The 14,741-nt window shown below is 64.3% G+C and carries 6 protein-coding genes; all 6 read left to right on the top strand.

Going from position 1 to position 14,741, the window contains the following annotated elements; translation table 11 throughout:
- The first annotated feature begins 120 nt into the window (after nucleotides 1-120).
- The 6 genes from FJ948_RS04635 (at nucleotide 121) to FJ948_RS04610 (ending at nucleotide 14,738) form a co-directional block, all read left to right on the top strand.
- Complete coding sequence (locus FJ948_RS04635) at nucleotides 121-2,049, top strand: autotransporter assembly complex family protein (RefSeq protein WP_140701990.1); 1,929 nt, start codon at nucleotides 121-123, stop codon at nucleotides 2,047-2,049.
- Between the two features lies 1 nt (nucleotide 2,050).
- Nucleotides 2,051-8,104 (top strand): translocation/assembly module TamB domain-containing protein, encoded by a 6,054-nt coding sequence (locus FJ948_RS04630; protein WP_140701989.1) that lies wholly within the window; start codon nucleotides 2,051-2,053, stop codon nucleotides 8,102-8,104.
- Between the two features lie 253 nt (nucleotides 8,105-8,357).
- A complete protein-coding gene (locus tag FJ948_RS04625; protein ID WP_140701988.1) occupies nucleotides 8,358-10,016 on the top strand; it encodes an ABC transporter substrate-binding protein in 1,659 nt (552 codons plus the stop codon).
- A gap of 148 nt (nucleotides 10,017-10,164) precedes the next feature.
- Nucleotides 10,165-11,199, top strand: coding sequence for an ABC transporter permease (locus FJ948_RS04620; RefSeq protein WP_140701987.1), 1,035 nt, complete (start codon nucleotides 10,165-10,167; stop codon nucleotides 11,197-11,199).
- Between the two features lie 11 nt (nucleotides 11,200-11,210).
- Complete coding sequence (locus FJ948_RS04615) at nucleotides 11,211-12,368, top strand: ABC transporter permease (protein ID WP_140701986.1); 1,158 nt, start codon at nucleotides 11,211-11,213, stop codon at nucleotides 12,366-12,368.
- Nucleotides 12,369-12,416: 48 nt separating this feature from the next.
- Nucleotides 12,417-14,738 carry an ABC transporter ATP-binding protein gene (locus FJ948_RS04610; RefSeq protein WP_140701985.1) on the top strand — a complete coding sequence of 774 codons (2,322 nt, stop codon included), beginning with the start codon at nucleotides 12,417-12,419 and terminating at the stop codon, nucleotides 14,736-14,738.
- The last annotated feature ends 3 nt before the right edge of the window (nucleotides 14,739-14,741 follow it).

Genomic DNA, 14,741 nt, shown 5'->3' with positions numbered 1-14,741 from the left:
GCGGAAACGCAGAAGGTGTGAATTCCAAGCCCGCCCTATTTCAGACAATTGGATTGTGGCCCCTTTACGAGCGCTTCAGAACTTCATTCCAATTTTAGTTTTGTAACCTAGGTTGTCTTAATGCCGGCGCATGAAAAGCAGATGTCAGGAAGGAGAGCGCCAGGGCGCGCCCTTCCGCGCGCCCTGCTTTTGGCCATGATGTGCTCGACGGCGCTGCTTTGCCAATCGAGGCACGCGGCCGCGTTCGAGCTTTTCGGCATCAAGCTTTGGGGGTCGTCCAGCGACGAGGACGCCGACATTGTCGATCCGCTGCGCTACGCGGTGACCATCTCCGCGCCCGATGCCGACAAGGACCTCGTCAAGAAGCTCGAAAACGCCTCGGCGCTGAAAGGCGACGAGGACCGGCCGGTCTCGGGTTCGCTCGGGCTGATGGCGAAGGCGCGCGGCGACCGTGAACAGCTGGTCGCCGCACTTTACGCCGATGCCCGGTATGAGGGCGTCGTCACCATCACCATCGAAGGCAAGCCGCTCGACGAGTTGCCGCCGGACGCCGAGTTCAAGGGGCCACAGCCTATCCCGGTGGCAATCACTGTCGCCGCCGGTCCCAAATTCACCCTCGGCAATATCAGGCTGGAGGGCGACGCGGCGGGGCTGATGAGCGCCGATTACGGCCTGATATCAGGCGGCGACGCCGGGTCGGGCGCCGTGCTCAAGGCCGAGGCGCTGATCGTGCGGACGCTGAAGGAGCAGGGCAGGCCGCTGGCCAAGGTCACCGACCGGCAGATCGTCGCCGATCATGCCACCTCGACGCTCGACGTGACGCTGACGGTCGCCGCCGGGCCGGTCGCCGGCTATGGCGCCACCACCGTGGAAGGCACGGAAAAGGTCGACCGCGACTTCACCGAATACATGACCGGGCTGAAGCGCGGCCGGCAGTACTCGCCGCAGGAGATCAGCGACGCGCGCGACCGGCTGCTGGCGCTCGAGGTCTTCAACAGCGTGACGTTCAAGGAAGCCGACAAGCTCGACGCCGACGGCAACATCCCGATCGGCGTGCAGGTCAGCGAGCGCAAGCCGCGCTATTTCGGGCTGGGCGGCACGTTCTCGAACACGGAGGGGCTTGGCCTGGAGGGCTACTGGGGCCATCGCAACCTGTTTGGCCACGCCGAAAAGCTGCGCATCGACGGCGCTATCAGCGGCATCGGCAGCAACAATCTGTCGGAACTCAACTACAATGCCGGCATCATGTTCGAGAAACCCGGGGTGATCGGGCCGGCATCGAAGTTCTTCGCCAGCGTGAAGACGGTGCTGGAGCATCCGGACGCGTACGACCATTTCTCGGTCAAGGGCAGCACCGGGCTCTCCTACGAACTCGACAAGAAGCAGACCGTGTCGGCGGAAGTGGCGCTCGACTACTCACGCATCCATGACGCCTTCGGCAAGCACAAATACCTGATCGCCAGCATTCCGCTGCAATATGTCTACGACAACCGGGACAACAGGCTGAACCCGACCAGCGGCTTTAGAGTGCTTGCCTATGCGGAGCCCAGCTACGACATATTGAGTGGTGCCGCCTTCCTCAAACTGAAGGGCGAGGGATCGGCCTATCAGTCGCTGGACACGGCCTCGAAGTTCGTGCTTGCCGAGCGTGTCGCCGTCGGCTCGATCGTCGGTACCGGACTGCAGAACGTGCCGGCCGACCGGCGCTTCTATTCAGGCGGCGGCGGCTCGGTGCGCGGCTATGCCTATCAAGGCATCGGCCCCAAGGACTTCAACGGCCAGCCGATCGGCGGCCTGTCGTTCTTCGAGACCTCTGTCGAGATGCGCATCGCCGTCACCGACACGATCGGCATCGTGCCCTTCGTCGATGCCGGCACGGTGTCGACCAAGTCGGTTCCCGACTTCTCCGACGTGAAGGTCGGCGCCGGTGTCGGCCTGCGCTATGTCACGCCGTTCGGTCCGCTGCGCATCGACGCGGCCGTGCCGCTCAACCGCGACCCCGGCGACCCGCATTTCGGCATCTATGCCGGCATCGGACAGGCGTTTTGAAATGAAGACGGTCCGGCGCATCCTTCGCATTGTCCTCTATACGCTGCTGATCGTGGTCGCGGGCGCCATTGGCGCGCTCATCGTGCTGACCAAGACCGAGCGCGGGCGCGACAATCTCGCCGGCATCATTTCGCGTCTGGCCTCCAGCGACGACAGCAAGGTCACCGTCAGCGGCATCGACGGCATCTGGTCGGGTAATCTCAGCGTCGACCATGTCGTGCTGGAGGACCGCGAGGGTGCCTGGCTGGTGGCGCGCAAGGTGGCTGTCGACTGGTCGCCGACGGCGCTGCTGTCGAAAAGCTTCAGCGCCGGGCGGATCGCGGCCGAGCGCATCGAACTGGCGCGCCTGCCGGTGGCCGGTTCGCAGCCGCCAGCGCAGGGCGGCACGACGACGCTGCCGGTCTCCATCGACATCAAGCAGATCGACCTGCCGGAAATCGCGCTCGGCGAGCAGCTGGCCGGCAGCGGCATTGCCGAGCTCGCGGCCAAGGGAATGCTCAAGGCCGATGCCGCGCCACTGGCGGTCGAGACGGCGCTCAACGTCACCCGCCACGACGGCAAGCAGGGCAATGTCGACGCCAAGATCCATTTCGCGCCCGCCGACAACAAGCTGGACCTCGACCTCAAGGCGTCGGAGCCGGCCGGCGGCATCATTGCCAATTTGCTCAAGCTGCCGGATGCGCCGCCGGTCGATATCGTGGTTTCGGGCAGCGGGCCGCTCGCCAACTGGAGCGGTGTCGGCACCTTCCTCGTCGACCATCAGATCGTCACCCAACTCACCGGCCGCCACCAGCTCACCGACAAGGGCAATCATGTCGAGGCCAAGGGCGACGGCGATTTCGCGCGCTTCCTGCCGGAAAACCTGAAGCCATTGTTTGCCGGCAAGACCAGCTTCGATGTCGCCGGCACCGCCACGTCGGCTGGCGGTATCAGCATCGACAGGGCCAGCATCGAGAGCGATGCGGTGCACGGGGCCGCCTCCGGCATCGCCGATCCCGCCGGTGCCAGCGATCTGTCGGTCGAACTCGCCGCCAAGGGCCCGCCCGTGGTGATCAGCGTCGGCAGCAAGGCGCAGCCTATCACGCTCGCGATCAAGAACGCCACCGCACGCGCCTTCGGCGACGGCAAGGCGCCGATCGTCGATATCGGCGTTTCCTTCGTTTCGATCGTCGCCGGCGGCACGCGGCTGGACGATCTGGCGGCGCAAATCCATTCCGACGGCTTCGATATCCAGAATCGCTCCGGCCCGGTCACGGTCAAGCTCGACGCGGGCGGTCTGAAAAGCGACGTCGCGACGTTGGCGCCGCTAATCACCGGCAAGGTCCATGTCGATCTGGCCGGGTCAGTCAGCAAGGACGCCATCGCCATCGATCAGGGCACGCTGCGTTCCGATGCGCTCAATGCGTCGCTGACGGCGACGGTGGCGCTCGCTGACATGTCGATGCAGCTCAAGATGAATGCCGACGCCGTGGCGACCGCATTCCCGCAGCAGATCGCCTCGGTGCTCGGCGGACGGGTGAAATTTTCGGCCACGGCATCGCGCGATCCGCAGGGGTCTTTCGCCGCGAACTCGATCGAACTCACTTCGGGATCGCTCAGCGCCAGCGGTACGGCCAGCATGCAAGGCACGGACATCCAGGCCGACATCAAGGGCAAGTTGGGCGACGTTTCGGTGTTGTCGCCGACGGTCGGCGTACCGGTTGCCGGGGGGGTCGATTTCGCGCTGTCGGCGACCGGCGCGATCACCGCGCCGGATTTCACCGTTACCGCCGACAGCGACAGCCTGACCGCCTCGGGCCGCACGGTGAAGGCCATCAAGCTGACCGCGAGCGGCAAGGCCGACATAACGAGCCCTTCCGCCAACGTTTCGCTGACCGGCGCCGTCAACGACCAGCCTCTCGATATCAAGGCGGCCCTGGTGACCAGCGAGGGCAAGCGTTCGATCAACGGCTTCCTGGTCTCGCTGGGCGACAACAAGGTTTCGGGCGACCTGGCACTGGATGACAAGTTCAGGCCCCTGGGCACGCTGACGCTCGCCGCGCCTGCCATCGACCAGTTGGCCGCGCTCGCCGGCCAGGCGGTGACCGGCGACATCAACGGCACCATCCTGTTTGCCAAGGACGGCGACGCGCCTTCCATTGCCATCGATGTCAAGAGCACGTCGGTGGCGCGTGGCGAGGTGACGGCCAAGGCGATCGCCATCAATGCGCTGATCGCCAATTATCTCGAGGCGCCGGCGATCTCGGGCATTATCAAGGCCGACGCGGTCACTTCGGGGAGCACCGAAATCGGCGGTATCGGCGTCGACCTCAAGCGCGACGGCGACTGGACCAATTTCAGCGGCGGCGCGACCATAGCGGGCATTCCGGCGACCGCCGCCGGCCGGGTGAAGATCGCCCAGGGCACCGCCAGCGTCGAGATTGCGTCGGGCGAGGCCACCGTTCGCGGCATCAAGGCGGCGATTGCCGAACCGTCGGCTCTGACCATCGCCAACGGCACGGCCAACATCGACAAGCTGGCGCTTGATATTGGCGGCGGCCGAGTGGCGCTGTCGGGCAGTGCCGGCGAGACGCTCGATCTCGCGGCGCGGGTCTCAGCTTTGCCCGCCACGCTTGCCAATGCGTTCTTGCCCGGCCTGGAGGCCGCGGGAACGCTTGACGGTATCGCTGAAGTAAGCGGAGCGCCGGCCGCTCCCGACATCCGGTTCAACGCGAAACTGGCCGGCGCCGAGACCAGCCAGACCCGACAGGCAGGGCTTGGACCACTCGCCGTCGAAGCGGTCGGCAGCTATACGATTGCCGGCGGCGTCGCCCTCGATCATGCCACCCTCACCGGCGACAAGGTCTCCGGCCAGGCCGCCGGCACCATCAACCCGAACGGGGCCAGCGATTTCGCGATCGATCTGACCTCATCGGGTCCCAGTCTACCGCTGACGCTCGGAAGCGCGGAGAGCCCGGTCAAGATCGAGGTCCGATCGGTGTCGGCCAAAATCGCCGGCGAAAGCACCCATGCCAGGCTGGATTTTTCCGCGATCCTGCCCTCGGTCGTCACCAGCCCCGCGAAGGTGGACGGGCTTACCCTGACACTGCACTCGGACGCGTTCGATCTCGGGAATCGCGCCGGGCCGGTTTCCGGAACGGTATCGGTGGACAAGGTTGGGCTCGACAATCCCACGATCGCGCCGCTCATCGCCGGCAAGGTCACGGCGGCGCTCAGCGCGCGGCTCAGCGCCGACGCCGTCGCCATCGACAGCGGTTCGCTGAAAAGCGATGCGCTGAGCAGCCAGGTCGCCGGCCAGGTATCGCTGCGTGACGGCGCCATCGATCTCAAGCTGAATGCGGATGCGCCGTCCTCGGCCTTGCCGGCCGCGGCGCGCGGCATGCTTGGTGAACGCGCGCAGATAAGCGCCGCGCTGAAACGCGACCCCAAAGGTGCCATAAGTGTCGATGGGCTGAAGCTGGTGTCGGGCGGACTGACCGCACAGGGGCAGGCGAGCCTTGCCTACAACAAGGTGGCCGCCGACATTACCGGCGTTCTTGCCGATATCTCGCCGCTGTCGAAGGATGCCAAGGGCGCGATTGCCTTCGCGCTGAACGCTCAGGGGCCGGCCATCGCGCCGGATCTGTCGCTGACGGTCAACAGCGATCGGCTTGTCGTGGCTGAGCGCGAGATTACCGGGCTGAAGCTCACCGCCACCGGCAAGGCGGACGCCGCCAATCCGGCGGCCAATGTGCAGCTCACCGGCAATGTCGCCGGCCAGGCGCTGCAGGGGAGCGCCGTGCTGGCAACGGCGGACGGCAAGAGCGCCATCAATGGGCTGCTCCTGTCGCTGGGCAAGAACAGGATCTCCGGCGACCTGGCGCTGGACGACAAATTCGTGCCCGAAGGCACCATCTCGCTCGACCTGCCCGACATCGGGCCGCTCGCCGCCCTGGCGCTGGAAAAGGCCGAGGGCGACGTGCGCGGCACCATTGCCTTCTCGAAGAACGGCGGCGCACCCCAAGTCATCGTCAAGGCGACGACCGGCTCGATCGTGCGCGGCGACCTTCAGGCCAAGGCCGTCTCGGTCGATGCGCTGATCGCCAACTATCTCGTGGCGCCGGTGATCTCCGGGAAAGTCCGCGCCGATACCGTCACGTCGGGCGGCACCGTGATCAGCGGCATCGACGTCGACCTCAAGCGCGATGGCGACTGGACCGGCTTTTCCGGTGGCGCCACGGTCAAGGGCATTCCGGCCAGGGCGGCCGGACGGGTGAAGGTGGCCGGCGGAACGACGACCATCGAGCTCGCTTCGGGGCAGGCGACCGTCCAGGGCATCAAGGCGGCTATCGCCCAGGCCTCGACCGTCAGCATCGCCAATGGCACGACGACGCTGGACAGGCTGGTGCTCAACCTTGGCGGCGGCACCGCGACGGTAACCGGCAAGGTCGGCCAGGCGCTCGACATCAATGCGGTGCTGGCGCGCGTGCCGATGTCGCTCGCCAACAGTTTCTCGCCCGGGCTCGATGCGGCGGGTTCCATCTCCGGCACGGTCAAGGTGACCGGGGCACCGGCGAGCCCCACCGTTGCCTTCAACATCGACGCGGCCGGGGTGCAGACGTCGCAGACCCGCGGCGCCGGTGTCGGCGCGGTGAGCGTTGCCTCGTCGGGCAGCTTTGCCGGCAACAAGCTGACCTTCGACGCCAATGTCAGCGACGGGGCCGGGCTTGGCCTCAAGGGCGGCGGCACTGTGACGACGGCTGGCACGCCGGCGCTGGCGCTCGACTTCAACGGTGCCGTGCCATTCGGCCTCCTCAGCGAGAAGCTTGCCGCGCAGGGCCTGTCGCTGACCGGCAACGCCAACGTCAATGTCCAGGTGCGCGGTCCAGCGACGTCTCCGGTGATCGGCGGCAGCGTCAGAACCTCCGGCGCGCGTCTGGTCGACGCACGCTCGGGCCTTGCCGTCAACGATATCGCGGCCGACGTCTCGATCGGCAACGGCGTCGCCAGGATCAACCGGTTGACCGGAACGCTGTCGACGCGCGGCAGCCTGTCGGCCAGCGGTACGGTCGGCATCAATCCGGCGCAAGGGTTCCCGGCCGACCTGTCGATCAAGCTCACCGACGGCCGCTACACGGATGGACGCGTCGTGACCGCCAACCTCGGCGGCGACCTGACGATCAAGGGGCCGCTGACTTCGGCGCCGGTGGTTGCCGGCACCGTCAACCTGGCCAAGACCGTCATCACGGTTCCGGACAAATTGCCCGGCTCGCTCGCGGCGCTCGACGTCAAGCACAAGAACGCGCCCGGCCCGGTCAAGGCGCAGGACAAGGCGCTGCGCCCGGCGACGACCAGCGGCAAGAGCGGTGGCAGCGGCCTTGCGCTCGATGTCACGGTCAATGCGCCGAACCAGATCTTCATCCAGGGCAGGGGTGTCGACGCCGAACTCGGCGGCTCGCTCAAACTGACCGGCCCTGCCTCTTCGCCGCAGGCGGTCGGCACCTTCACTTTGCAGCGCGGCCGGCTGTCGATCCTCGGCAAGCGGCTGACCTTCACCGAAGGCACGGTCGGGTTCTCCGGTTCGCTGGTGCCTTACCTCAACCTGACGGCGACAACGACGACAACCGGCGCCACCGTCACGATCGTGGTGTCGGGCGAGGCGACCAATCCCAAATTCACCTTCAGTTCGGTGCCGGCACTGCCGGAGGACGAGGTGCTGGCGCAGCTGATCTTCGGGCGGTCGATGTCGAACCTGTCGCCGTTGCAGATCGCGCAGCTGGCCGAGGCCGCCGGACAATTGGCTGGCGTCGGCGGTTCGACGTCACTGCTGGAGAATCTGCGCAGCGCCATCGGTGTCGACGATCTCGACGTCACCACAGACGACCAGGGCGGCACGGCGGTCTCGGCTGGCAAGTATCTCAACGACCGCACCTATGTGACCATCCAGAAGGGCGACAAGCCGGGATCGGGCAAGGCGACCATCGACCTCAATGTCGGGCGCGGCGTCAAATTGCGCGGCGAGGCGACCGACGCCGGCGAAGCCAAGGGCGGCATCTTCTACGAGAAGGAATATTGAGGGCCTGGCCCCTCGTGCTGGCCGCAACTGGCGCTGTCGTAACCAGTGCAAATGTCTCAGTTTGACAGCCCGAACAGATTTTGGCGAAATCTGGGCGCACTAGCAATTTTGCGCCAAGACTGTCGCTATCGCGCGAACTGCCCTCCTTCCAAAGTTGCACATTCGCTAACATGTTCCCAATCCATGTCGTCTTTGACATCATGGCCTGGATGCGGAATGTTAATCGGCGGAAAGCCAACAATGGGAGTTAGTCATGACAATCTACAAGAGCAACGGCGACAGCGTTCCGGATCATATCCTGGCCATGGCCGAAGAAGCCAAGTCGGGTAAGGTCGATCGCCGCGAATTCCTGGCGCTGGCCAGCATCTTCGGCGCCTCGACGGCCATGGCCTACGGTCTTCTCGGGCTCGCCGCTCCGACCCCGGCCAAGGCCGAGGACGTACAGGGCAAGAAGGGCGGCGTGCTGAAGGTCGCGATGTCGGTCAAGGATCCCAAGGATCCGCGCACCGCCGACTGGTCGGAAATCTCCAACGCCGAGCGCCAGGCGCTCGAGCCGCTGGTGAAATACACCAAGGAGTACACATTCGCGCCCTATCTGCTGGCAAGCTGGGATATCAACGACGACGCCACCGAGTACACGCTGCATGTGCGGCCAGGCGTCGAATGGAACAATGGCGACAAGTTCACCGCCGATGACGTGATCTACAATTTCACGCGCTGGGCCGACAAGAACGCAGAAGGCAATTCCATGCCGGGCCGCCTTGGCAGCCTCGTCGACGAAAAGACCAAGAAGCTGAGCGAAGGATCGATCGTCAAGGTCGACGACATGACTGTCAAGCTGAAGCTCACCAAGCCCGACATCGCACTCATCGCCAACCTGTGCGACTACCCCGGCCTCGTCGTCCACAAGACCTTCGACGAGAAGGGCGCCAACTTCAAGAACTGCCCGATCGGCACCGGCCCATTCGAGCTCGTCTCCTACGATGTCGGCCAGAAGGTGGTCTACAAGCGCCGCACGACCGGCAAATGGTGGCAGGGCGAGGCCTTCCTCGACGGCGTCGAGTTCATCGACTACGGCACCGATCCGGCCGCGACGGTTTCGGCATTCGAATCCGGCGAAGTGCACACCAACCACGAGACGACCGCCGATTACGTCAAGATCATCGCGGATGTTGGCGCGCCGCCTTCGGAAGTCGTGACCGCGGCCACCGTGGTCTCGCGCTTCAACGTCAATGCCAAGCCCTATGGCGACCAGAAGGTGCGCCAGGCGATGTGCCTGGCCGTCGACAATTCCGTGGTGCTGCAGCTTGGCTACGGCAATGCCGGAACGCCGGCCGAAAATCACCATGTCGCGCCGATCCATCCGGAATATGTCGAACTGCCGAAGATCCCCCGCGACGTGGCCAAGGCCAAGCAGATGCTGACGGAAGCCGGCGTGATCGATTTCGAACACGAGCTGATCAGCAATGACGAGGACTACCACAAGAACACCACCGACGCGATCGCGGCCCAGCTGCGCGAGGCCGGCATCAAGGTGAAGCGCACCGTGCTGCCGAGCTCGACCTTCTGGAACGACTGGACGAAATACCCGTTCTCGGAAACCAACTGGAACATGCGTCCGCTTGGCATCCAGGTCATCGCCATCGCCTATCGCTCGGGCGAAGCCTGGAACGAGACGGCCTACGCCAATCCGGACTTCGACAAGAAGGTCAACGAGGCGCTCGGGATCGCCGATGCGGAAAAGCGCAAGGTGGTGATGAAGGATGTCGAGCAGATGCTGCAGGATTCCGGCATCATCATCCAGCCTTACTGGCGCAAGCTCTACATCAACATCAAGCCCGAGGTGAAGAACCACTCGATGCACCCCACCTACGAGCACGACTTCGGCAAGGTCTGGCTCGATCAGGCGTGATCCACGGCTTGTTGGATATGAGGGGCGCTTGCCCCTCATATCCGCAGGATCGTCGCCGTTGCACTGGATGCAGCGGCGGCGTGACGTCACATGAATTTCGTCACAGGGTTGACCATATCTGACCCCAACCCGGCCGGCAGGGGGCACCATGTTCTCATTCATCATCAGACGTATCGGCACGATACTGCTCACGATGCTGTGCCTGACGCTGGTCGTCTTCTTTCTCGTCAATCTCGAACCCAATTTGAAGAAGCTGGCGATCAGCCAGACCGAAATGCACACATCGGCCGAGCAGCTCGAAAGCTGGCTGGTCAATCACGGCTATCGCCAGAACTTCTTCGTCCGCTACGGCCAGTGGCTCGGCATCGTGCCCAAGCAGCCGATCACGGATCCGGCAACCGGCAAGACGACGCAGCGTTTCTCCTTCTGCAACGACCCGGCGGTGCCGACATTCTCCGGCGTGATCGAGGGCGATTTCGGCTGCTCGACCAAGTTCAAGACCACGGTCGCGGCCAAGCTGTTCCCGGCGCTCGGCGCCACCGGCATCCTGATGTTCTGGGTGCTGGCGGTGATGGTGCCGGTCTCGCTGCTGATCGGCATCCTTGCCGGCATGCGCGAGGGCTCGCGCACCGACCGTGTGCTGTCGGTCGCCTCGATCGCCTCGACGGCGACGCCTGAATATGTGTCGGGCGTCATCTTCACCGTGGTCTTCGCCTCCTGGCTCGGCTGGCTGAACGGGTCGGCCGCCTCCGCCAGCCAGGGCATCACCTTCTACAATTTCACGCTGCCGGTGATCACGCTGGCGATCTACGGCATCGGCTATATCGCGCGCATGACACGCGCCTCGATGGTCGAGGTGATGACGCAGCAATATATCCGCACCGCGCGCCTGAAGGGGCTTTCCTTCAAGAGCGTGGTGGTCAAGCACGCGCTGCGCAACGCACTGATCGCGCCCTTCACCGTCATCATGCTGCAATTCCCCTGGCTGCTCACCGGCGTCGTCATCGTCGAGGTGATGTTCCGCTACCAGGGCTTCGGCTACACGCTGGTCGAGGCCGCCGGCAACAACGACATCGACCTTCTGCTCGGCTGTTCGCTGGTCTCGGTGTTCATCGTCTTGATCACGCAGCTCATTTCCGACGTCGGCTACGCATTCCTCAATCCGCGCATCCGCGTTCAGTAGGGAGAAGGCGCATGCAAGCTCAATATATCGGCGCCTCCGCCATCGTTCTCGATGTGCTCTGGCGCTTCTGGCCGGTCTGGGTCGCGCTTCTCATCGTCATGGGCGCGAGCTTCCTCTACAAGAAGAAGCTGGCGCTCTACGGCCAATTGTTCGACAGCGGCGTCGGCATTGCGGGCGTCTTCATCTGCCTGTTCTGGCTGTTCACGGCGATCTTCGCCTCGACCATCTCGCCTTTCGATCCGCTCGGCCAGATCCCGATCATGAAGGATACGCTGCCCGGCGCCATCGAGCCGCAATCGGGGCTCGTCTATTTGTTCGGCGGCGACAAGCTCGCCCGCGACGTCTTCTCGCGCATGGTCTATGGCAGCCAGATCGTGCTGATCATCGCCCCGGCCGCAACGGGTTTCGCGTTGATGGTCGGCATCACGCTCGGCCTGCCGGCCGGCTATTACGGCGGCAAGATCGATTCCATTCTGTCGTTCCTGGCCAACCTCGTGCTGGCCTTCCCGGTGATCCTCTTGTTCTACCTCCTGGTGACGCCGGGCATCATGGACACGCCGATCCCCTATGGTCTGGCCGGCGTCTTCTTCCTGTTTCCGATCATCTTCTTCAGCGTGCTGTTCTGGACCCGCTACAAGAACCGGCCCGACCGGATTTATATCCTGCTCGGCCTGACGCTCATCATCGGCGGCTGGATCTATGTCGGCCTTGTCTTCGACAGGGATCCGCTGAAGATCGTGCACATCGATCCCAACCAGCTCAACATCTTCGTGGCCGTGGTGTTCGCCTCCAGCCCCGGCGTGTTCCGCATCGTGCGCGGCCTGGTGATGGACATCAAGACGCGCGACTATGTGGCGGCGGCGCAGACGCGCGGTGAATCGCCCTGGTACATCATGTTGTGGGAAATCCTGCCCAATGCGCGCGGGCCGCTGATCGTCGATGCCTGCCTGCGCATCGGTTACACCACCATCCTGCTCGGCACGCTGGGCTATTTCGGTCTGGGCCTTGCGCCCGAGAGCCCGGACTGGGGTACGGCGATCAAGGATGCCAGCCGATTGCTGCGTTCGTTTATCCATCCGGCGCTGCCGCCGACGATCGCGCTGATGTCGTTCGTGCTGGGGCTTAATCTCTTGGCCGATTCGCTGCGTGAGCAATCGATGAAAGACTGATTGACGGGCCTTGACCCGCGTCTGGTACAATTTGGATTGGAGCGACCCATGAACGAGGCAGTTCGAAATCCCGCGGAACCGATCATCGAGATCGAGAACCTGTCGATCTCCTTCTTCACCCGCAAGGGCGAGATTCCGGCGGTCATGGATTTTTCCTGCACGGTCATGCCCGGCGAGGCGATGGGCATTGTCGGTGAATCCGGCTGCGGCAAGTCGACCGTGTCGCTCGGCATCATGCGCGACCTCTCCAACATCGGAAAGATCGTCGGCGGCAAGATCAAGTTCCAGGGCAAGGACATGGGCGAACTCTCCGACGAGGAGTTGCGCGCCATCCGCGGCAACAAGATCGCCATGATCTACCAAGAGCCGATGGCGAGCCTGAACCCGGCGATGAAGATCGGCCAGCAGCTGATGGAAGTGCCGCTGATCCACGACAAGGTGTCGAAGGAAGAGGCCTATTCCAGGGCGCTCGAAATGGTGCGCTCGGTCAAGCTGCCCGACCCCGAGCGGATGATGCGCTCCTATCCGCACCAGCTTTCCGGCGGCCAGCAACAGCGCATCGTCATTGCCATGGCGCTGCTGTCGAAGCCGGCGCTGCTTCTGCTCGACGAGCCGACCACCGCGCTCGACGTGACGGTCGAGGCGGGCATCGTCGATCTGGTAAAGGGTCTCGGCCAGAAGTTCGGCACCTCGATGATCTTCGTGTCGCACAATCTGGGCCTCATTCTCGAGACTTGCGACCGCATCACGGTGATGTATTCGGGCGAGGCGGTCGAGACCGGCAAGATCAAGGATGTCTTCGACCGGATGCGCCATCCCTATACGCAAGGGTTGTTCCGTTCGATCCCGCTGCCTGGCGCCGACAAGAACTCGCGGCCGCTGATTGCCATTCCCGGCCAGTTGCCGCTGCCGCATGAGCGGCCGAAGGGCTGCAATTTCGGCCCGCGCTGCCACCATTTCGTCGAAGGCGTCTGCAACGCCGCCGAAATCCCGATGATCGAGGTCGCCGGCCACGAAGGCCATTTCTCGCGCTGCGTACGCTTCAACGAGATCGACTGGGAGGCGCTGCCGCCCGGCGCCAAGAAGGTCAACGAAAAGGTCGTGCCTGGCGCGCCGGTGCTCAAGATCGAGGATCTCAGGAAATACTACAAGGTCGGCGGCAGCGAGGTGTTCGGCTCGAGCGAAGGCCGCGTCGTCAAGGCCAACGAGACCATCTCGTTCATGGCGCGCGAATCCGAGACGGTCGCCATCGTCGGCGAATCCGGCTGCGGAAAGTCGACGCTGGCCAAGGTGCTGCTCGGGCTGGAGACGGCCAGTTCCGGCACCGTGACGCTGGGCAACAAGCAGATCCAGTCGACCGGCATCGAGAGCCGCGGCGTCGACACCGTGTCGTCGATCCAGATGGTGTTCCAGAACCCGTTCGACACGCTCAACCCCAGCCATTCGGTTGGGTCGCAGATCATCCGCACGCTGGAAAAATTCAATGTCGGCAAGACCGTCGCCGACCGGCGCAAGCGCATGCTGGAACTGCTCGACCTGGTAAAGCTGCCGCGCGCCTTCGAGACGCGCAAGCCGCGCCAGCTTTCCGGCGGCCAGAAGCAGCGCATCGGCGTGGCGCGCGCCTTTGCCGGCGACGCCAAGGTTGTCGTGGCCGACGAGCCGGTCTCGGCGCTCGACGTGTCGGTGCAGGCGGCGGTGACCGAGCTGCTGATGGACATCCAGCGCAAGAACAAGACGACGATGCTGTTCATCAGCCACGATCTGTCGGTCGTGCGCTACATCGCCGACCGGGTCGTCGTCATGTATCTGGGCTACATCGTCGAGCAAGGCACGACCGACCAGATCTTCGCGCCGCCCTATCATCCCTATACCGAGGCGCTGCTGTCGGCGATCCCGATTGCCGACACCAGCGTGGTCAAGAAACACATCGTGCTCGAGGGCGACATTCCTTCGGCGATGAACCCGCCGTCAGGCTGCCCGTTCCAGACGCGCTGCGGCTACAAGAAGCTGGTGCCCGACAATCTGTGCGAAACCAAGGTGCCGCCGGTCAAGAACCTCGGCGACGGCCATATGAGCCTGTGCTGGCTTTCCGACGACGTGCTCAAGACCATGGAGCCGGTGATCAAGTTCGACAAGGAACACGCCGCCCATGAAGGCGTGCCGGATGATGCGGCGCATGGCGAAGGTCCAGGCTTTGCCGGTTCGCCGCCGGCGCGCCCGAGCGGCAAAAATGCCAATGCGGAAGCCGATGCGACCGGAAAGGCTGCCGAGGACGCGGACGCCGTCTTGCGGGCCCGTCGTCACGAAGTCCGCGACGAGGTTTCCGAGACCGGTGTTTCAAAGCCGAAAGATACGACAAGGCGGCACTAACCC

This window comes from Mesorhizobium sp. B2-3-12, assembly GCF_006442205.1.
GTDB lineage: Bacteria > Pseudomonadota > Alphaproteobacteria > Rhizobiales > Rhizobiaceae > Mesorhizobium.
Note: the sequence above shows the minus strand (reverse complement) of the source record. Positions and strands in the feature narration are given on the sequence as shown.

Bases quoted from the DNA above. Each gene is read 5' to 3' on its own strand.
- FJ948_RS04635 (WP_140701990.1), top strand. From the start codon at position 121: ATGCCGGCGCATGAAAAGCAGATGTCAGGAAGGAGAGCGCCAGGGCGC.
- FJ948_RS04625 (WP_140701988.1), top strand. From the start codon at position 8,358: ATGACAATCTACAAGAGCAACGGCGACAGCGTTCCGGATCATATCCTG.
- FJ948_RS04610 (WP_140701985.1), top strand. From the start codon at position 12,417: ATGAACGAGGCAGTTCGAAATCCCGCGGAACCGATCATCGAGATCGAG.
- FJ948_RS04620 (WP_140701987.1), top strand. From the start codon at position 10,165: ATGTTCTCATTCATCATCAGACGTATCGGCACGATACTGCTCACGATG.
- FJ948_RS04630 (WP_140701989.1), top strand. From the start codon at position 2,051: ATGAAGACGGTCCGGCGCATCCTTCGCATTGTCCTCTATACGCTGCTG.
- FJ948_RS04615 (WP_140701986.1), top strand. From the start codon at position 11,211: ATGCAAGCTCAATATATCGGCGCCTCCGCCATCGTTCTCGATGTGCTC.